21 protein-coding genes are annotated in these 18,305 nt (G+C 46.6%); 6 read left to right on the forward strand and 15 right to left on the reverse strand.

Annotated features, from left to right (window positions below):
• The first annotated feature begins 44 nt into the window (after window positions 1–44).
• A complete protein-coding gene (locus AC58UW_RS23920; protein WP_497423099.1) occupies window positions 45–725 on the forward strand; it encodes a hypothetical protein in 681 nt (226 codons plus the stop codon).
• A gap of 134 nt (window positions 726–859) precedes the next feature.
• On the opposite strand, the gene AC58UW_RS23925 is transcribed toward AC58UW_RS23920, so the two are convergent.
• The 3 genes from AC58UW_RS23925 to nadX form a co-directional block, all read right to left on the reverse strand.
• A complete protein-coding gene (locus tag AC58UW_RS23925) occupies window positions 860–1,846 on the reverse strand; it encodes a Gfo/Idh/MocA family protein (RefSeq protein ID WP_497423100.1) in 987 nt (328 codons plus the stop codon).
• A gap of 380 nt (window positions 1,847–2,226) precedes the next feature.
• The gene (locus tag AC58UW_RS23930; protein WP_497423101.1) at window positions 2,227–3,633 is read right to left on the reverse strand and encodes an NAD-dependent malic enzyme; all 1,407 of its coding nucleotides are present in this window, start codon (window positions 3,631–3,633) and stop codon (window positions 2,227–2,229) included.
• A gap of 25 nt (window positions 3,634–3,658) precedes the next feature.
• The gene (gene nadX, locus AC58UW_RS23935) at window positions 3,659–4,465 is read right to left on the reverse strand and encodes an aspartate dehydrogenase (protein WP_497423102.1); all 807 of its coding nucleotides are present in this window, start codon (window positions 4,463–4,465) and stop codon (window positions 3,659–3,661) included.
• 135 nt (window positions 4,466–4,600) lie between these two features.
• On the opposite strand from nadX, the gene AC58UW_RS23940 reads away from it, so the two are divergent.
• A complete protein-coding gene (locus AC58UW_RS23940) occupies window positions 4,601–4,936 on the forward strand; it encodes a 2Fe-2S iron-sulfur cluster-binding protein (RefSeq protein ID WP_127456892.1) in 336 nt (111 codons plus the stop codon).
• Between the two features lie 221 nt (window positions 4,937–5,157).
• Here AC58UW_RS23940 and AC58UW_RS23945 read toward each other — a convergent pair whose 3' ends face one another.
• The 11 genes from AC58UW_RS23945 to AC58UW_RS23995 all read right to left on the reverse strand — a co-directional run bounded on the left by AC58UW_RS23945 (window position 5,158) and on the right by AC58UW_RS23995 (window position 13,350).
• Complete coding sequence (locus tag AC58UW_RS23945) at window positions 5,158–5,457, reverse strand: hypothetical protein (RefSeq protein ID WP_127456893.1); 300 nt, start codon at window positions 5,455–5,457, stop codon at window positions 5,158–5,160.
• Between the two features lie 21 nt (window positions 5,458–5,478).
• Window positions 5,479–5,949, reverse strand: coding sequence for a RidA family protein (locus AC58UW_RS23950; protein WP_497423103.1), 471 nt, complete (start codon window positions 5,947–5,949; stop codon window positions 5,479–5,481).
• 38 nt (window positions 5,950–5,987) lie between these two features.
• Window positions 5,988–6,296, reverse strand: a complete 309-nt coding sequence (locus tag AC58UW_RS23955; protein WP_497423104.1) for a 2Fe-2S iron-sulfur cluster-binding protein — start codon at window positions 6,294–6,296, stop codon at window positions 5,988–5,990.
• Between the two features lie 21 nt (window positions 6,297–6,317).
• On the reverse strand, window positions 6,318–6,995 hold the full coding sequence (locus tag AC58UW_RS23960; RefSeq protein WP_497423105.1) for a GntR family transcriptional regulator: 678 nt from the start codon (window positions 6,993–6,995) through the stop codon (window positions 6,318–6,320).
• An 89-nt stretch (window positions 6,996–7,084) separates the two neighbouring features.
• Window positions 7,085–7,615 carry a chromate transporter gene (locus AC58UW_RS23965; RefSeq protein ID WP_497423106.1) on the reverse strand — a complete coding sequence of 177 codons (531 nt, stop codon included), beginning with the start codon at window positions 7,613–7,615 and terminating at the stop codon, window positions 7,085–7,087.
• Window positions 7,612–8,232 (reverse strand): chromate transporter, encoded by a 621-nt coding sequence (locus tag AC58UW_RS23970; protein ID WP_497423107.1) that lies wholly within the window; start codon window positions 8,230–8,232, stop codon window positions 7,612–7,614. The genes AC58UW_RS23965 and AC58UW_RS23970 overlap by 4 nt, the downstream gene beginning before the upstream one ends.
• A 16-nt stretch (window positions 8,233–8,248) precedes the next feature.
• Window positions 8,249–8,722 (reverse strand): GlcG/HbpS family heme-binding protein, encoded by a 474-nt coding sequence (locus tag AC58UW_RS23975; RefSeq protein ID WP_497423108.1) that lies wholly within the window; start codon window positions 8,720–8,722, stop codon window positions 8,249–8,251.
• Window positions 8,723–8,750: 28 nt separating this feature from the next.
• Entirely contained in the window at window positions 8,751–10,220 is a 1,470-nt protein-coding gene (locus AC58UW_RS23980; protein WP_497423109.1) for an aldehyde dehydrogenase family protein, read from the reverse strand.
• Between the two features lie 139 nt (window positions 10,221–10,359).
• Entirely contained in the window at window positions 10,360–11,070 is a 711-nt protein-coding gene (locus AC58UW_RS23985) for an iron-containing redox enzyme family protein (protein ID WP_497423110.1), read from the reverse strand.
• A 125-nt stretch (window positions 11,071–11,195) separates the two neighbouring features.
• A complete protein-coding gene (locus AC58UW_RS23990) occupies window positions 11,196–12,599 on the reverse strand; it encodes a hypothetical protein (RefSeq protein WP_497423111.1) in 1,404 nt (467 codons plus the stop codon).
• 4 nt (window positions 12,600–12,603) lie between these two features.
• A complete protein-coding gene (locus AC58UW_RS23995) occupies window positions 12,604–13,350 on the reverse strand; it encodes a creatininase family protein (protein ID WP_497423112.1) in 747 nt (248 codons plus the stop codon).
• A gap of 155 nt (window positions 13,351–13,505) precedes the next feature.
• Between AC58UW_RS23995 and yyaC the strand changes: the two genes are divergently transcribed.
• Window positions 13,506–14,111: a spore protease YyaC gene (yyaC, locus tag AC58UW_RS24000; protein ID WP_497423113.1), complete on the forward strand. Its 606-nt coding sequence runs from the start codon at window positions 13,506–13,508 to the stop codon at window positions 14,109–14,111.
• 24 nt (window positions 14,112–14,135) lie between these two features.
• Here the strand turns inward: yyaC and AC58UW_RS24005 are convergent, their stop codons facing one another.
• The gene (locus AC58UW_RS24005; protein ID WP_497423114.1) at window positions 14,136–15,599 is read right to left on the reverse strand and encodes a hypothetical protein; all 1,464 of its coding nucleotides are present in this window, start codon (window positions 15,597–15,599) and stop codon (window positions 14,136–14,138) included.
• Window positions 15,600–16,156: 557 nt separating this feature from the next.
• On the opposite strand from AC58UW_RS24005, the gene AC58UW_RS24010 reads away from it, so the two are divergent.
• From AC58UW_RS24010 to AC58UW_RS24020, 3 genes are all read left to right on the forward strand, one after another.
• On the forward strand, window positions 16,157–17,134 hold the full coding sequence (locus tag AC58UW_RS24010) for an aldo/keto reductase (protein WP_497423115.1): 978 nt from the start codon (window positions 16,157–16,159) through the stop codon (window positions 17,132–17,134).
• Window positions 17,135–17,249: 115 nt separating this feature from the next.
• Entirely contained in the window at window positions 17,250–17,693 is a 444-nt protein-coding gene (locus AC58UW_RS24015; RefSeq protein ID WP_497423116.1) for a hypothetical protein, read from the forward strand.
• Between the two features lie 189 nt (window positions 17,694–17,882).
• The gene (locus AC58UW_RS24020) at window positions 17,883–18,305 is read left to right on the forward strand and encodes an SRPBCC family protein (RefSeq protein ID WP_497423117.1); all 423 of its coding nucleotides are present in this window, start codon (window positions 17,883–17,885) and stop codon (window positions 18,303–18,305) included.

Genomic DNA, 18,305 nt, shown 5'->3' on the forward strand with positions numbered 1-18,305 from the left:
CTAAATGTAGTTATTATACCATTATACGGGAGGAAAGTTAAAAAATGAAAAAAATTGTATCAGCTTTTACGGCATCAATCATGTTAATGCTTCTTATCTTCAGTTCAACAGCCTTAGCAGCACAACCAAACGATAAAAAGGGAGAGATAACCTTTGGAGTCAGCCAAGACTTAATTGACAAAGCAAATCCTTATGTAAAATTAGAATTGAACAAATTTACTCTTAGTAAAGATGCATCAACAAATTTAACTAAAAATGAAGTTAAGCTTGTTAACAAGGCTTTAGATTTAGCAAATGATCAAGTGAAGAATATCCCAACAGATGCACAAACTATTGTCACGGATAATAACAGTTTAAAAGTAGTACCTTACGTTGGATCGGAAGTTAGCATGCTTATTAATACTTCTGCTTATTGGGATTATGAACTGTTCTGGTGGGGATACCGTATTTTTTTATCTCACCAATTAATATCTGATATTATCAATCATTCTATTTACATAGGAGGAGTGGGAGCATTAACAACTGGTACTTTAAATGCTATTCTTACAGCTTGTGGTTTACCAGGTTGGATAGCAAATATTATCGTAGGAACATTTGTGGTTAAAGGTGCCTCAATTATTTATTCAGATAATGGTAAAGGAGTTTATATTGATGCATTTTGGGGTTTAAACCCTACTGGCGCTGTAATAAACTTCTATTTGTCTAAAGTATATGCAGCTTGGTAATATCATAAGATAGCTAACATTTTCTTGATGCCCTGAGAGATGTCTGGCGAGTCTATGCGCACCTCCAGCTCCTCTATCAAATAACAAAAAACCGAGCGAACTCAGGACCGTTTCCTGATCATCGCTCGGTTTATTTATTTGCGGTCTGCTGGGAATACCAGTCCCATTTGTTTTCTAGCTTCGTCCATAATGGCCATCGCGATGCTGGAATTAGCATGTGAATTCGTCTCGGACTCCGATGCTCCGTTTTGGATCAGGCGGATGAACTCTTCTGCTTCATATCGCATCGTTCTAGCGCTCTGATCGCGCGTCAGATTCTCTACAGAGCCGTCCCGGTAACGGATTTCGACTTTCTCCGGCTGGTTGATTTTATCAATGACCATCGTTGCGTGCTCGCCCTGAATTTCTGTCGGCAAATAGGAGCTTGCGATTTTGGAATGCATAATTACCGCATCCATCTCTTTGTAGCTCAGCAGTAGACTGCCTTCACCATCGACACCGGACTCCAGCAGCATGCCGCTTGCCTGCACACGATCTGGGGCTCCGAACAGCACAGCCAGCGGATAAATGCAGTACACACCAAGATCCATTAAGGACCCATTGGAGAAAATGGGATTGAATGCATTCAGCACGGTACCCTGCTTATAGGCATCATACCGCGAGGAATATTGGCAGTAGCCTGCAAAATAACGGCGGATAGGTCCAAGCTTGTGCAGATTCTCTTGAATTGCTTTGAAATTCGGCATGAGCGTAGACTTGAGCGCCTCCATGAATACAACCTTGTTGCTGCGCGCAGCCGCAATCATCGCGGACAATTCCGCCGAATTGGATGCTGCTGGCTTCTCGCAAAGAACATGCTTCCCGTGATTCATGCAGTGAACTGCGTACTCCGCGTGAAGCGAGTTCGGGCTCGCGATATAGACGGCGTCGAATGCATCGCTTTGCGCAAAAGCGTCCATGTCCGTAAAACGGTGAGCGACCTCGAATTTATCGGCGAATTCCGCCGCCTTCTCCTCCGTGCGTGAGTACACGGCTGTTAATGCGAATTCTCCCGTCTCGCGGGCAGCGTGAATGAACTCTTCCGTGATCCAATTTGTTCCTATTACTGCAAAGCGTATCATAGTGTCTCCTTTGTTAGTTGGTTTTGGAATTAGGTTGGTTAGTCAGAGGGAACTGGAGTCCTCTATTTACTCGAAATATTGCTGTTCGCGAGTCATGGGGAACTGTGGTCCTCTATTTCGACGTTTTTGGCGAAATTGGGAGTCCGTGCGGGCAAATAAGACCCTGTAGTTCCGTCTGGCGGGCTATTTTGGCAAATATCTCTGAAATAGCGGACTGTAGTTCCACATCCCGACACGAATGTTGGTGATGTGGCAGGTTCCCCAATTTATTCTTTTTACTATACCTGATTTGGGATAGTTGATAAAGGGACGAGCAGAATTGAATGCAAAAAAGCACCCTTCATTGGGTGCTTTTTTGCTCGGAGTCCTTTGGGCCCCACTCATCTAAAATCAGGCGGAATACGACGTGACACACCGGTCAAAATGGCCGCTTCAACCACCGCATTCCTGACTTTGGTGACAACCTGCTCATTAAAAATACTCGGAATAATGTATTGGTCATTCAACTCATTCTCGGAAACGACGGAAGCAATAGCGCGTGCTGCCGCCAGTTTCATCGGTTCGTTGATCTGGCGTGCACGGCAGTCGAGCGCTCCTCGGAATATACCCGGGAACACAAGCACGTTATTAATTTGATTCGGATAATCACTCCGACCAGTGGCAAATACTCGCACATGAGGGAGCGCTTCTTTCGGATCAATCTCCGGCACCGGGTTCGCCATGGCAAAAACGATGCTGTTCGGAGCCATCTTCTGCACATCGTTTCCGCTCAGCAGCCCGCCTCTCGACACCCCGATGAATACATCCGCGCCGCTAATGATGTCGCGCAAGCTGCCAGGATTAGCTTCGACTTGCGGCTGCTCGGCAAGCCATGCCCACATCGGGTGGTGCGCATATTCGCCTCCGCGAATGATAGCGCCGTCCCGGTCAACGGGGACGAGCCGCTTCACTCCGGCGGCGAGCAGCATTTTACAGATGGAGACGCCTGCAGCTCCAATGCCATTTACGACGATACGAACCTGGTCCATCCGCTTGCCAACAACTTTGAGGGCATTCAGCAGTCCGGCGATAACAACAATAGCTGTCCCATGCTGGTCGTCGTGGAAGATAGGAATATCCAACTCTTCATTAAGTCTTGTCTCAATTTCGAAACAGCGCGGGGAGCTAATATCCTCCAAGTTGATACCGCCAAATATAGGGCTAATCGCTTTAATCGTGCGAATGATCTCTTCCGTATCCTGCGTATCCAAGCAGATCGGAAAAGCGTCTACCCCTGCTAATTGTTTAAAAAGCATCGCTTTACCTTCCATAACAGGTGCCGCTGCATGAGGGCCAATGTCGCCTAGGCCTAAAACGGCGGTACCATCGGTTACGACAGCAACGGTATTTCTTTTGATCGTTAGCGAGTATGCTTTTTGAGGATCCTCATGGATGGCTGTGCACACGCGGGCCACTCCAGGTGTATATACGATGGACAAATCATCCCGGTTTTTGATCGGAAGTGTCGGCTGTACGGAAATTTTGCCCCCTAGATGCGCAAGGAACGTTCGGTCCGATACGTTGACAAGACGGATGCCAGCAAGCGATTTAATCGCTTCAACGACGGTGGTCTCGGTTGTATCAGCCACTTGAACCGTGACATCGCGAACGGTCACTTCTTGCCCAGGGCGAATGATATCTATCGAAGTAATATCTCCTCCTGCTTTACTAATGGCTGAAGCAACATCACCAAAACTCACTTGGTTGAGACTTAATTCCAGACGCAGAATGATACTGTTATAGGCCATATTCGGATCCCCATTTCTATATTTTTTATATGCCAATGACAAAAGGTGATGTTAAATCTCGCAGCGTTTTTATAACACTCATCGCCACAATATATCCGGTTTTGGGATTGCCGGCGGACGGGGTATTTCTAATTTGCAAATTGATTTGTCCGAACTTCCCTTTCGCTTCAATTTCATGTGTATTGTGGCTGATGTGAGGATCTACGAACACTTTCACTTTCGTCCGGTCAAATCCTATACCGGCTAAGCTTAGCGCAGCGGAAACATTGACACTCTCCGGAAACAAGCGAGCGGAATCGCGAGCTACCCCATCAAATGCGCAATAGGGCTCAGTTAATTCAGCCAAATTTACCTGCTGCTCGATTAAGGTACCTATCCAGGCTTTAGGCGGCTTCCTTGTCACCAAGGTTACTTCATCCATAGGACCCACACTGCCTGCGGCAATCCGGTCGAGACCGCCAATTGCGGCTGATGGAACCATAACTTTACGGCCCGTTTGCCGTGCTTTCTCCATAATTGTAAGGAGCAGCGGCTCGTCTGCTAACGCACCAACGCTGACCAAGATGAGGTCCGCTCTGTTGTCTAAGGTTTTTTCACCATAATGCTTTACCGCCTCGTGTCCAGCACTCTCCACCACAACATCCAGCCCCTGACGAAAAAACACCTCTTCATTTGATGTCATGACATATCCTTGGGAGCTCGTATCCGGATACTTCGTCTCGTCACGAACTAGTAACGCTTTTAATTGAACCTGCCCGGCATTTCCTTGCAAAATAGCTTGAGCTACATCCTGGCCGATGGTTCCATATCCGATAATGCCAACGTTCAACATAAGTAGGGGTCCTCCTATTATAGTTTCAAATGATCTCATCTTGTCACTCTATCATATCAAAAATATTGTATTTGGTATACCATAAACCAATTAATTATGATATACTAACTCTACTAAGACATGGAGGGATGCCCAGTGCCATCAGTGACTTATCAAACATCTGGAAAAACGATAGAAGTCGAACAAGACGCTAATCTCTTAAGAACATCGATCCGATATGAAGGGTCTGTACCTTACAAATGCGGCGGTGGCCTTTGCGGAACTTGCCGTGTACAAATCGTGGACGGACATGAACATTTAAGCAAAATTATGAAAAAGGAAGTCGACAGACTCGGCCAGGAGAAGCTCGATCAAGGCTTCCGTCTTGCCTGTCAGACCTTCGTCACGGGTGATGTGACCATCTCCTGGGGTGAAGAAGATCTCAACCGCCTCGGCAAAATCGCCCAACGAAGAATTAACGCAGCTCAATAAAACGAATGAAGTCAGCAGTCCTTGGGGGCTGCTTTTTTGTATGCTTGTTACTCGCTTGTTACTTGCAAGTTACTCTGGCTTGTTTGGCTAACAGACTGAAATAACCCTATTGCTACTTTCGGGGTGACAAAAAAAGCGCAAGCTCCAAGAGCCTGCGCTTTTTTCATGCACTTTTTGTCTATGCACTTTTCCATATGCACTTATTGTCCATGCACTTATCTCTACGCTGTTTTAACAATTTTACTATCCTTGTCGATGTCCAATTCATAGATCTCTTTTTCAATCTGAGCAGTGGAATCGAATTTCGGAAATACTTTGAGCGGAATGCTGTTATCTGCGAATTTCTCAGAAACCCCTTGAATGATGATTCTCGCATCGTCACCAACAATTTTGCATACTTCAAATAGTGTTTTTTTCTTGCCGAAGAAGTAATACTCGTATGCGGCCACTAACTCTAAATTCGGGTTATTTGTTACCGTACGGTAACGGTCTGTTGTGGATACTAGAATATATTCGCTCATATGAAGCCCTCCGCTCAATTTTTATTTATAAGCCACAATCAATTCTACTTCTACCGCTGCCCCTCCGGGCAACGCAGCAACACCTATAGCGGAGCGGGCATGTAAGCCCTTATCCCCAAAAGCTTCAACTAACAAATCTGAAGCGCCATTCAAAACAAAAGGCAAATCGTGAAACCCAGCTTCCGCATTAATGAAGCCTTCCATTTTAATAATGCCGGTAACCCGATTCAGATCTCCCAATATAGCCTTTAATGTACTTAATTGATTAATTACGCATTGCCTGGCCGCTTGATATCCTTCTTCTTTCGAAAGCTCTTGTCCGACCTTGCCTTTGTATTGAAGCACTCCACCCACCTTCGGAGTTACCCCACTCAAATAAATCAAAGGTGGCACCATCGTGTAGGGCAGATAATTGCCACTTGGTTTAGGCGGAGCGTCCAGCAGAATGTTCAGTTCTTCGAGTTTGGCTTCAACTTGTCCATAGATTTGCACAATAAGTCATCCCCCATATGTACTGCTGCCTCGCTGGCCTATTCCTGACAAAGCTCAATATCTTCCGAAATATATAACTGGCATGCTAAGCGGAAGCCTTCGTTAATTCTATCGCCAAGCATCTTATTTTCTTTCCAATTGGGTTCTTGAAGCTTATCGCCACCGGTAACAACTTTCACCATACACTTCGTGCATTTCCCCATACCACAGCCATACTTCAGATGAGGGAATTTCTTAACCCCCGCTAAAACCACCAAGTTACTATTCTCATTCACTTCTTGCTGATAAACTTGGCCATTCTGGTGCAATGTCACATTCGGCATTTCACAACCTCCATACAGCAGCATGAGCGTAGGCAAATACGGCAATTATTCTCTTTCTAAAGCTTCCATGTAAGCTTTCTTAGAGTTTTCAACGTGAATTTTCGTTAAATTTTCAGCAAACTCCGCTTCACCGTTTAGTACGGCTTTGACGATTTCCCGATGTTCCTCCATCGCTTTGCGTTGGCGCCCGGGAAGCTCATAGCCTACATGGACGAAGGCGCGAATATAGTCGGATAAACCATCCAACATTTGCGTTAGCCTAGGACTCTTAGCAGCCCGAAATATAATTTCATTCGCTTCAAAATGATATTTCCAGTCCGATTGCTCAAACGTCGGTTTCGCTAAAGCAGTATCAATCTCTACAACGATTTGATTCAGTTCATCCCGCTGCGGCTGTTCCAATTTCTTCACAGCGAGCTTAACAGCTAAGCTCTCTAGTGAAGAGAGAATCGTGAATATTTCGATAATTTCTTCCGGTGAAAGTCTAGATACAACTACTCCCTTACGGGGAAGCGTCTTGACGAAACCCTGCGATTCAAGCCGGAATAAGGCTTCCCGGATGGGGGTGCGGCTAACATTTAATTGATCGGCCAGCTCTCTCTCGATAATCCGGTCACCAGATTTATATACACCTTGAACAATAGCTTGTTTAATATATTGAAATACTTTATCCCGAATAGGGCTTAATTCTTCGTCTTTCCAAACAACAGGATTGTCCGGCATATGGTATACCTCCGCGAATGCGTTTTCTTACAGTTTAATCGATACACCATAACCAATCAACTTTTTAAAAACGGAGGTCTACTGCCGGATCATCCCAGTACAAAAGCCCCATAAACTAAGCCTAATCCTACAACAGCTGCAGGATGTACTTTCCATTTTTCCAAAGCAATAAAACTCACCCCTGCCAGGAATGCCGTCTGCCAAATTCCGGCCGACTGATACGCACTGTTGAAAAACTGCAGCGCCAACGTACCGAGAAGAACAGCGACGATCGGTCGCACAATCAGCGTCATCGCCATGACTTGCGGAGCTCCTTTGAAAAAGTTGATAAACTTGAACAAAAGAACCATCGCAAGCGCTGTGGGAAGGATGGTAGCAATTAGCGCAACGATCGCGCCAAGGATGCCTCCAACCTGATAACCGATATATCCGGCAAGCTTGGTGGCGATAGGACTTGGAAGCGCATTGCCGAGGGCCAGCACATTGCCGAACTCTTCCACGCTCATCCATCCGTAGTGGTCAACCACCTCGGCCTGAAGTAACGGGATAATCGGCGGCCCGCCTCCGTAGCCTAATATGTTAGGAACAAAAAAGGCCCAAAATATTTCTAAGAGCTTCATGCTGAAAAACCCCTGTCTGAATCGCGTTGCTGCTGACTGCGCTTCTTTTTGTTAGCCAAATAAGTAGACTCCGTGAACGCATAAGCAAGCGCGATGCCAATCAGTAAGCCTGGATTTAAGTTAAGAAGAACCAGCGCAATAATCGAGATGAGTGTCCACGCCAGCGTTTTGCTCTTCACCCAGCTTTGCCAAGCTTTTTTGAAAAAATCATAAGCCATAACTGCCATCATCACACCGATAACGGGCTGGATTCCGTGCGTCATACCGCCTACAATACCGGAATCCTTCAATTTATAGATAAGACCAAGAAGCAAAATCATACCTACAAGCACGGGAATGACCATAGCTGCTATCGCAATGAATGCGCCTAAGTAGCCTTTCACCTTGTAACCGATGTAACCCGCCATCTTCGTGGCGATCGGCCCAGGCAATGCATTTCCCATCGCAAGCACATCTGTAAACTCATCGTCCGTCATCCACTGGTACTTCTGAACAGCTTCTGCATGAACCAAAGGAATCATGGTTGGCCCTCCGCCGTACCCTAGGAGACCAATTCGAAAAAAACCGAGGAACAGATTCCAATACACCATCTTCCTCTTCCCTCTCCATGTGTTCATAAGGAACGAACCGCGTTTATTTTTTAATATCCGCTTGGGTCATTACTTCATATTCGCTGCCCAAATGCTGCTGCAATGCCTTTAACGCCGCGGTGCCAACCGCTGTATCCTGCTCCCCATTCCCACCGCTAATGCCGACGCCTCCAATGACTTCGCCATTCACGACAATCGGGAAGCCGCCAACGAAGATTGCAAACTTACCTGGCATCATCACGTGAATGCCGAACGCTTCTCCTGTTGTTGTCGCAGGTCCTCCCGGTTGGTTGAACAGATGCGTGGAACGCTTATGCCCGCTTGCCGTAAAGGCTTTGGACGTTGCGATCTCAGGCCCTGTAATTCGCCCGCCGTTCATACGCTCCAGTGCAATGATATACCCGCCGTCATCAACGATACAGATGGATTCCAATGCTTTAACTTCTTCTGCCGCAATCTTAGCAGCCTCAATCATCACTTTTGCTTCATCCAGCTCAAGCTTTAAGACCGATTTCATGTCAGATCCTCCGTTATGAATCTATCGTTTAGATGCCGTGGTATACCGTTTTGATTTGCGTGTAAAATTCAAGCGCCGCACGACCAGATTCGCGATATGTGGCTGTACTCGACATTTTCACGCCGCCGAATGGCGCGTTGTAAGCATTTCCAGTCGTCGGCCGGTTAACTTTCACCATGCCCGTCTCGATGTTCTGGATAAAATGTTGAATCCGGCTGGACTCAGACGTACAAATCGCTGCGGATAGTCCGAACTCCACATCATTGGCGATGTCCATCGCTTCTTGGAAGCTTGTCACACGGATCACCGAGATGACCGGTCCAAAAATCTCTTCCTGCGCGATGCGCATGTCAGGTGCGACGCTTACGAATACGGCTGGCGTTACGTAGTAACCATTCGCATAATCGCCATCTGTTAGCTGCTCACCGCCTACAACCAGCTCGGCGCCCTCCGCTTTTCCGATTGCGACGTAATCGAGCACGTTGCGAAGTTGGCTTTCATTCGCCAGCGGACCGACTTCAACGCCCTTGCTTAGCCCGTTGCCGACCTTGAGCTGCTTGGTTTTCTCCACCAGCTTCTGAACAAATTCGTCATGAACGGCGTCCATGATGATTACCCGGCTCGTGCCGGTACAAGCTTGGCCCGTCAACTCAAATCCGCCTTTCACTGCGAGCTCGACCGCTTGATCGATATTCGCGTCATCCATAACGATCAGTGGATTCTTACCGCCTAGTTCCAGCTGTACGCGAGTGGACAATCGCACTTGGCGATTGATCTTCTCTCCTGCACCCGTCGAACCCGTGAAGGTAACTGCTTTGATAGCTGAATGTGTGACTAGCGGCACGCCTGTTTTCGAAGCGGAGCCTGTCACGAAGTTGATCACACCTGCTGGAAGTCCAGCTTGATGAAGCGCCTCCACTAACCGATAAGCAATTAACGGCGTGTTCGAAGCCGGCTTGAATACCACGGTGTTGCCAGTAACTAACGCGGGAGCGATCTTGCGTACCGGAATTGAGATTGGGAAATTCCAAGGAGTAATAACGGAAATAACGCCTAACGGTTCTTTGCGTGTGTATACAAAGGTCGTAGCATCATCCGAGGGCAGCGTTTCGCCAGAAACGTTTAATCCTTCGGAGGCGTAGTATCTTAGCGTTTGGGCGGAACGTTTCACTTCCATCCGGCTGCTCGCAATTGTTTTTCCTTCCTCGCGAGTCAGTTCTTCCGCATATTGCTCCAAGCCTGCTTCCAGCAAGTCCGCTGCTTTATACAAGATTTCCGCTCTCTTGGTAGGGGGTACATGACGCCAAGTTTTGAAAGCTTGCTCAGCTGCCTCCATGGCCTGGATGACATCCTCTTCCGTCGAAGCTTGAAATCTTCCTACAATATCTTTCACATTAGCGGGGTTCATGGTGGTGAAGGTTTCACCGCTTACGGCCTCTACCCATTCCCCGTTAATTAAGTTTTTGAATGTCTGTACCGCCGTTTCTGTAGCTGCCATGTCAATCCCCTTTCTCTTTAAATACCAATTTCGGCTCAAAAGCAGGGTCTAATATGCGAGTTAGACCAATTCCCGAGAATTCAACTTCCCGGGAACGGTTTAACTTCTATTTTCTATGAACATTTATATGAGATAAGGACTATTCTAGGCAAAATTCGCGCGAGATCGCTGCGATGTACATTCTACGCATTTTCGTAGCTTCCTCTACAATTTTGATACAGCGTTGTTGATCTTCAGGTGTTCTAGCATACTCTAGTACGATTTGGTAACCGCGCTCACCGTGGATCTCATCGGATACGATATGTAGATCGAAGAATTCCACTTCTTCATCTGTGAAGCCGTAATGATTGCGAAGTGTTGGCGTTTGTCTGCGGTAAATGGCAGGCACTTGAGATTCAAGTCCAACAACTAGCGCTGCTGTTGCGAATAAGAAGTTTTCTTTGAAAGCCATCCGGTAACACCAGGATTGCAGGCCGATAGTTTCAGGGAGCAGATGCTGCATGGATTCCACGCGTTCGCGAGTAGTCCCGCAAGCTTCACCGAAACGGATTAACAAATCTGTGTGACGATCGCCGCCGAGCTCCTCTTCCCACATGTTTTGCAGGATGAAGTCCCTTGCATCCTCATGCGGGCAGTTGGCATAGATGTAAGCCAAGTACTCTGCGAATGGACCTACATACGCGTAATGCTGTTCTACCCATCTGGAGAAATGCTCTTTCTTCAATTCACCATTTGCCCACATTGTTGTAAAAGGAGCTTTTGAAACGGCATTGCCTTCAATGGCCTGCTCTAGTGCATAGCGGAATTCCTCTTTGTTCATTAAACGGGATTCAGTTGCTGCTGTTGTCATATAAAACTCTCCTCTCAAAATGTAAAGTGTCGTAGTAGATAAGGTCGTCGATTGTTCTGGTATTTGGTATATGGTATACCATAATGATTTCATGGACTTATTATTACTTAGATTGGGCTAACCTGTCAACCCACTTTTTTTAAGATTAACAGCAGGATCATCGACATCATTAAATAGGCAATTGTAAACGGGGCATTCCAGTTTGAAACCTTATAAGAGCTCTTCCCTATCAAGTTAGACATCATCCCTGCGGTAGCGTTGTAAGGCCCCATTAAGAACGCCGTGGCCGCTCCCGTAAGCATGGCTATTGCCATCAGCTGCACGGAAATACCAAGCGCTTGCGGATTTAACGACTCTGCTGCCAGAGCTAATCCAACTGCAGGATGCAGCCCGATAAACGCAAGTGCTAATGGAATTAGCGGGATCATGAGCAAAAAGAGATCAGACCCGATAACATGCTGAATAGCCATAATCCCCTCGTTGATCGCATGGTTGCTGCCTGTAGATTTAATGGCTGATATCATAAAACCGGCGCTTAAGAAGACGAAAAATTGATCCTTCATTTTCAGCACATGAGACGATAGCAAGGTTTGGCTGCTCATAATAAACGCCATCCCCTTCCCCAGCATCAAGGACCACACGTAAGCAAAGGGAATAACGATGATCGATACTAACAGCAAAAAGCCCATATGCGTAAACCGTTCCAATACAAAAACTAAACCATTAAGTACAACTATCGCGATAAGGATTTGCCAAGGATGGCTCCCTTTGACCTCGTTAGCATCATTCGGCTGATGAACGACAGCACTTTCCCTAGCAGCAGAAATTTCCTCGAGCGCAGTCAAACTAATCTGTTTGAGCCGGCGGTTAGCGACCCACGTCCCCATCAACCAATCCAAAGCTAGACCTAATAAACTGAAAGGTATGACGATGGGTAGAATAGTACTCCAGCTTACACCTGTCATTTCCACAATAATCCCGACAATCGGTGCTACCGGTGTCCACAGAATCGGCATGCTGTAGCCATGTGTAATTGCCCGGCTAATAAATCTATCTTTTTGCTGAATAGGATAATATTGCAGGGAAGGCTGAATGCTGTGGTACATCATCGGCAATGTGGCCAGGTTCATAAAAGAGCTCAAAATATAGGATAATAATGAAGTAATACAATACAGCATGCCGGAGTGCCGCACTTTACTATATAGAATCGCCTGCACTCTCACCGCGTAGTGTCCAAGCTCGATCGGCAAGGCTATCATCGGAATCAACACAAACAAGCTTAATACGTTCAACATGCTGCCAAAACCAAGAACGTAATCCGTCCAAGAGGCACCATTCACCGCTAGAAGAATGGCACCCGTGCTTAAGAAGACTGTGCCTAGCAGCCGCACGAATGGCTTGATCGAGCGGAATGCAACGACAATAATGACAAGACTCAGCCCGGACTGGAGCCAAGTAAGCCACTCGCTTGGATAGATTTCAGAGACAAGATAGGCGGTGATCGCTGCAATAAACAGTGCTTGCTTCATAAGTTTATATCATGTCTCTGACAGCCTGAGTCAACCGCTCTAGGGCCGTCTCAACAATCTCCTCTCCGATGTCCCGGCTGGCTTTGGTGGCATCGCCGATACAACCGTTGCGTGTCATTTCTTCATAGTAGTAGAAGCCTTGAATAGGACTGCCTGGGCGAAGCTTTTTCCACCGTCCCTCTTGTATATCGCCTTTCTCCAGTTTGTCCTCACGAACCAGATGAGGTGCCAAATACATCGCTTCGGACACTTCGCGATCGCAGCTGTGACCGTACAGCTTGGATTCAATGCGCCTGTCCATCACATCTTTGGCAGAAGCCGTCGTTTTGGCATAAAACAGGGACACTCCCAGTTCTGCCGTCAGCGTATCCGCTGCAACGCCTAATGTCGCTTGATTCCCGCCATGTGAGTTGATGACCAAGAACTTCTCGATTCCTTGGCTTTTCAATGATTTCATCATATCGCGCAAAATGGCTATAACGGTCGAGGGCTCTAAGGAAATCGTACCTGGAAAATGAAGATGATGCGGCGAAACCCCCATATTAATGGTAGGCGTTAACAGTGCCTCCGGGTATAACCTTGCCGTTAGCCTTTTTCCCATTTCTTCAGCAAGCACAGCATCGCAGCTTTCTACCATATGCGGGCCATGCTGCTCATGCGCGCCTAATGGAATAATGGCAATTTTGACCGTTTTGAGTGCTGCTTCTACCTCTCGCCATGTCATTTGTGTTAAAATATAGGCATTCGACATCGGGTTCACGCTCCTTTTTTAACTTGTGTATATTGTATACCAAAATTATATTAGGATATAGGTTAATTTATGATTTTCTTTCCTTTCAGGATGTCTACACATACAGAGCAGCTGCTCGGCGTATATTACTTACGGAAGAGAGGTGATTTTACCCCATGATGCGCCATATTCATTACCTAGATAAGAAATCTGTTGCCTACTTGTCTGAAGCTTTAACGAATCATTATTTATCAAAACCGGCTTACACGGAGATTGTCATTATTTGCGTCGGTACCAACCGTTACACGTGGGATTCCCTTGGCCCGATGGTCGGGAGTCGGTTATCCGAGCGATTCGAAGGCCACCGTCATGTTCATCTTTATGGAACGCTGGAAAAACCCGTGCATGCCCTCAATTTGCAGAAGACGATTGCCCACATTACCAAAACACATAATCAAGCTTACACGATTGCTGTTGATGCCGCTCTTGGCCAGTTCTATAAAATCGGAACGCTTCAACTAGTGGAAGAACCACTTCAGCCCGGTGTCAGCTTAAATAAAGAACTTCCCCCTATCGGACATATTCATCTCAAAGGGATCATTAACAACCACAGTCTGCTCAACCATAAAGTAATGGAGCACACAAGTCTTACGTTTATTGATGAAATGTCAGCGGTGATCTCCCGTCTTTTGGTGAAATCATGTCAAGACATCATGCCACAGCTGCTGGCTGCCCCTCAATTAGGGAATGAAGCGCCTAACCATTTATCGTCTGCGACGTAAATGGCTTGGCGCTTTTTTTTTAGACTACCATATTAAAACAGCTAAAATCGTGGAAACACTTAAGCCGACAATGACTGGCAGGAAGTTTTTCCGCGCCAAATCAATAGCCGAGACACCGGCGAATCCGGCAACCGCCATGAGAGATGACCACGCAATGAGCGTTCCTCCGCCTGACCATACCGACCCCATTTGGCCAATAGCTGCCAACGTGGAAGGATCCATTCCTACTGCTGGAGCCAAAGCACCGGACAACGAGCCTGTGAGAGGAAGGCCAGAGAAGCCCGAGCCTTCTAATCCAGCAATAATCCCCATGACCAACAATCCAAACGAAGTCAGGATGCCGCTTGATGGGATCAAATGCTGCACAGACATAACCAAATCGTAGAGAATCGCTGGAGCTTTATCTCCTTCACCTAAGGAAAGAATACTTTTGGAGAAATCTTCATTCCCTAGGAAGAAGAATCCTGCGATCGGAATAACCGGCCCCATGGCCTTGAAAGCGAAAACGAAGCCTTCTGTCAGATGATCGCTGATCTTATCCAAGGCTTGTACTTTAGAGAACAAGGTACAAGATAGAATGAGTAGGATAACTGCCACACCGCCGATAAACGCGGCGCCGTCTCCCCCTTCGAATCCGCTCATACCTTGATGCCCTAACTTGCTCGCTATCATAACCGCCATAACAGCAAGCATCGAAAGCGGAACAAGCACAGCAAACACCTTGGACCATCGAATAACGGACGGACTAAGCGTCTCAACGGCTGCGGCTGCTTCAGGAAACTCAGATGCTGTCTGTACAGCACGGATAGCTTGTACCTGATTTGAGGTTTCGGCAGGTGTGCTTTCCGGCTTGCGAATCGCCTTTCGGTTCATCAGATAAGCGCCGGTAAGCGCTACGCCCCCTGTGATCAGGGACAAGATCATCGCTTTATCGGCTACTGCAGCCGTATCAATGCCTGCACCCTTTGCGCTAAGCATCGGCGCTACTTGCATGACATAGTCAGAGGACAATGCCATGCCTTGTCCAGCAATCGCAATGGCCATACCGGCTCCCATCGCCGGTAAACCTGCCCGAATTGCGGCCGGAATCAGAAGCGCTCCGATTAACGGAACGGCTGGCGTCGGCCAGAAAAAAAGTGATATGACATATGTAACAATAGCTAAAACAATGTAAGCGATGTGACCGTTGACCATTAGCTTCTGAATAGGCTTGATCATGCGCTTGTCTGCGCCGATATCCCTCAGGGAAGCCAGCAAAGCGACCATAAACGTGATAATCAAGAAAATCGTAAATAATTCCTTGGCCGCAGTCAGATTAGCATTGTAGACTGCTTTGAACCCGCTGATCACATCCCCCTTATAAATCCATCCGATTAAGAAGGTACCAATTAAGGTGGGAATGACGACTCCTCGTTTTAACAACATGACGACGATAACACTTAATGTCACTAAAGCATACACAACATGTGATGAAGTAATCATCCGCATCCCCCGTTTTCATTATTTTTGACCTTCGAAGAAAATTATACCTCATTTTCTTCCATGTGAATAGCTTTTTGGTGCATTGTATACAATAAAATACTAAAACAGGTCTGATAATAATGAATTCTGCGGATAATATGTTATAAAACATGACGCATGTTGTTTTCCGGTACGGCAGTGCAACCTAAGAATCGCAATTTTCAGACTTTAAAAATTAGTTAACCACGTGAAGAATCTCGCCTTATGTTGTTATCACCTCAATTATTTAGGTTTTGCAGGCAATTTAAAATTGTGTAAGCGATTTCAATGTAATTTTAACAGATTTCCACGGAGAGGGAAAGAATAAAAATGTATTTGGTATACAATTCCAATTCATGAAAAGGATTCACCTGGTTAGTTAGTTACTTTATCTATAGAAGGTTACGTGAAACTCATCAACTGTAAAGAATTTCACTACTTTCACTGATGTAGAAACTTCTATAAAATAGAAACTATCATCACGACGTACAAATCTTCAATAATTAGTACTTACTAATATCAAGAGGAATGTGGGAGGATGAATCATGAAGTATTCATATTTAGGGAAATCCGGCTTAAAGGTCAGTCAATTATGTCTAGGAACAATGAACTTTGGACCAGAAACTGAGGAAAAAGAAGCTTTTAAAATTATGGATGCCGCATTAGATGCGGGAATCAATTTTTTTGATACAGCGAATGTGTATGGAGGCGTAGAAAGAAGAGGCTGGACGGAGGAAATTATAGGCCGCTGGTTCAAGCAAGGCGGAGGCCGCAGAGAGAAAGTCATTCTTGCGACCAAAGCCTATGGCGATATGAATGATCCCCACGATGGACCTAACTCGGAGCGCGGATTATCTGCTTACAAAATCAGACGTCATCTGGATGCTTCCCTCAAAAGACTGCAGACCGACCACATCGAGCTTTATCAAATGCATCATATTGACCGCAACGTATCTTGGGATGAGCTGTGGGGCGTATTCGAATCCGCCGTTAACCAAGGCACTGTCGACTATATAGGCTCTAGCAACTTTGCAGGCTGGCACATTGCTTGTGCCCAAGCTGAAGCCAAAGCCCGCCACTTCCTAGGCTTAGTCTCTGAGCAGCATCTATACAATTTACTTGCCAGATTGCCTGAACTGGAAGTCCTCCCCGCTGCTGAGAAGCTCGGTCTTGGCGTCATTCCGTGGAGTCCGCTTGCCGGCGGCTTGCTCGGTCGCAATGCGTTGGCAGGCACAGGTGCCCGCAGTACGCGTTCTGCCGAACGGGTTGAGAAGCATCGGAGCCAATTGGAGCAATTCTCAGCACTCTGCAAGGAAATCGATGAAAAAGAAGACGTTGTTGCCTTGGCTTGGGTACTCTCGCATTCAGCTGTTACTTCACCGATCATCGGGCCAAGAACAATCGAACAGCTTCAAGATTCGTTACGCGTACCTGAGGTCTCACTTAGCGAAGAGACTTTGAAAAAGTTGGATGAAATCTTCCCTGGCCCTGGTAAAGCGGCTCCGGAAGCTTACGCTTGGTAAGACAGATGTTGTAGCGGCTCCCCCTTAGAGGGGTAGCCACTTTTTTTATTCCTCTTGACATGAAACCAAAAGGTTTTGTATAATCCAACATGTAACCATTTGGTTTCGTTTTTTCATGAGCGCATCTATTTTTGGACAACCTACAAGAAAGCAAAGCATGGAAAGGAAGGCGCAGGCGATGCAAGAAGAATTACTGAAAAAGCTGCGCTATAAGCAAGGACGGGCTCTCGTACTCCATGCGCCCGAAGGCTATAAGCTCGGTATAGAGGAGCCTGAGGAGCCGAACGGGACTTACGATTTCGTTCAGCTTTTTGTGAATGATGCAGCTCAGGTTGAAGAATGGACGCCTAAAGCGATCCAGCATCTCAAAGACGACGCTCTGTTCTGGATCACCTATCCGAAGCAAAGCTCGAAGGTCAAGACGAACATTAACCGTGATAGCCTATTCACCTTGGTTTCTGGCATCTCAGAGTACCGTGTGGTTAGCAATGTGGCTGTGGACGATAAATGGTCCGCACTCCGTCTCCGTCATCTGGATAAAGTGAAGAGCAAATCATAACAACATACCATTCAAGCGAAGTGCAGACCCAACAACACATCATCCAAGCGAAGTGCAGACCGAACAACACATCATCCAAGCGAAGTGCAGACCCAACAACACATCATTCAAGCGAAGTGCAGCCCAACAACACATCATTCAAGCGAAGTGCAGACCCAACAACACATCATCCATTGGAGGAATTTCAAAATGAACAATCAAGCAAACACACTGCCAGACATCGTACAAAAAGTGGTTTTTAACGCGCCAATCCAAAAAGTATGGGATGCCGTTGCGACTTCCGAAGGCATCGCAGCTTGGTTCATGCCGAATAACTTCAAGCCGGAAGCCGGTTATGAGTTTCACTTGGAAGCCGGACCTTTCGGCAATTCCCCTTGCAAAGTAACGGACGTCACACCGCCTAACCGTCTATCCTTTGCATGGGGCAAGGATTGGTCGCTTACATTTGAATTGAAAGATGTAGAAGGTAAAACAGAATTCACCCTCATTCACTCTGGTTGGGATGTGGACAAGGTTACGGAGTTCGGCCAACCTCATTCCGTTGTACGCGAGATGATGGCGAATGGCTGGTCAGGTATCGCGCAGAGACTTACAGCCTACATCGAGGCTTAA

The sequence above is a fragment of the Paenibacillus sp. J22R160 genome (assembly GCF_059692135.1).

What these genes read in the sequence shown, in the direction of transcription:
- AC58UW_RS23920 (WP_497423099.1), top strand. Translation starts at nt 45, where the DNA reads ATGAAAAAAATTGTATCAGCTTTTACGGCATCAATCATGTTAATGCTT.
- AC58UW_RS23925 (WP_497423100.1), bottom strand. Translation starts at nt 1,846, where the DNA reads ATGATACGCTTTGCAGTAATAGGAACAAATTGGATCACGGAAGAGTTC.
- AC58UW_RS23930 (WP_497423101.1), bottom strand. Translation starts at nt 3,633, where the DNA reads ATGGCCTATAACAGTATCATTCTGCGTCTGGAATTAAGTCTCAACCAA.
- nadX (WP_497423102.1), bottom strand. Translation starts at nt 4,465, where the DNA reads ATGTTGAACGTTGGCATTATCGGATATGGAACCATCGGCCAGGATGTA.
- AC58UW_RS23945 (WP_127456893.1), bottom strand. Translation starts at nt 5,457, where the DNA reads ATGAGCGAATATATTCTAGTATCCACAACAGACCGTTACCGTACGGTA.
- AC58UW_RS23955 (WP_497423104.1), bottom strand. Translation starts at nt 6,296, where the DNA reads ATGCTGCTGTATGGAGGTTGTGAAATGCCGAATGTGACATTGCACCAG.
- AC58UW_RS23960 (WP_497423105.1), bottom strand. Translation starts at nt 6,995, where the DNA reads ATGCCGGACAATCCTGTTGTTTGGAAAGACGAAGAATTAAGCCCTATT.
- AC58UW_RS23965 (WP_497423106.1), bottom strand. Translation starts at nt 7,615, where the DNA reads ATGAAGCTCTTAGAAATATTTTGGGCCTTTTTTGTTCCTAACATATTA.
- AC58UW_RS23970 (WP_497423107.1), bottom strand. Translation starts at nt 8,232, where the DNA reads ATGAACACATGGAGAGGGAAGAGGAAGATGGTGTATTGGAATCTGTTC.
- AC58UW_RS23975 (WP_497423108.1), bottom strand. Translation starts at nt 8,722, where the DNA reads ATGAAATCGGTCTTAAAGCTTGAGCTGGATGAAGCAAAAGTGATGATT.
- AC58UW_RS23980 (WP_497423109.1), bottom strand. Translation starts at nt 10,220, where the DNA reads ATGGCAGCTACAGAAACGGCGGTACAGACATTCAAAAACTTAATTAAC.
- AC58UW_RS23985 (WP_497423110.1), bottom strand. Translation starts at nt 11,070, where the DNA reads ATGACAACAGCAGCAACTGAATCCCGTTTAATGAACAAAGAGGAATTC.
- AC58UW_RS23990 (WP_497423111.1), bottom strand. Translation starts at nt 12,599, where the DNA reads ATGAAGCAAGCACTGTTTATTGCAGCGATCACCGCCTATCTTGTCTCT.
- AC58UW_RS23995 (WP_497423112.1), bottom strand. Translation starts at nt 13,350, where the DNA reads ATGTCGAATGCCTATATTTTAACACAAATGACATGGCGAGAGGTAGAA.
- yyaC (WP_497423113.1), top strand. Translation starts at nt 13,506, where the DNA reads ATGATGCGCCATATTCATTACCTAGATAAGAAATCTGTTGCCTACTTG.
- AC58UW_RS24005 (WP_497423114.1), bottom strand. Translation starts at nt 15,599, where the DNA reads ATGCGGATGATTACTTCATCACATGTTGTGTATGCTTTAGTGACATTA.
- AC58UW_RS24010 (WP_497423115.1), top strand. Translation starts at nt 16,157, where the DNA reads ATGAAGTATTCATATTTAGGGAAATCCGGCTTAAAGGTCAGTCAATTA.
- AC58UW_RS24015 (WP_497423116.1), top strand. Translation starts at nt 17,250, where the DNA reads ATGAGCGCATCTATTTTTGGACAACCTACAAGAAAGCAAAGCATGGAA.
- AC58UW_RS24020 (WP_497423117.1), top strand. Translation starts at nt 17,883, where the DNA reads ATGAACAATCAAGCAAACACACTGCCAGACATCGTACAAAAAGTGGTT.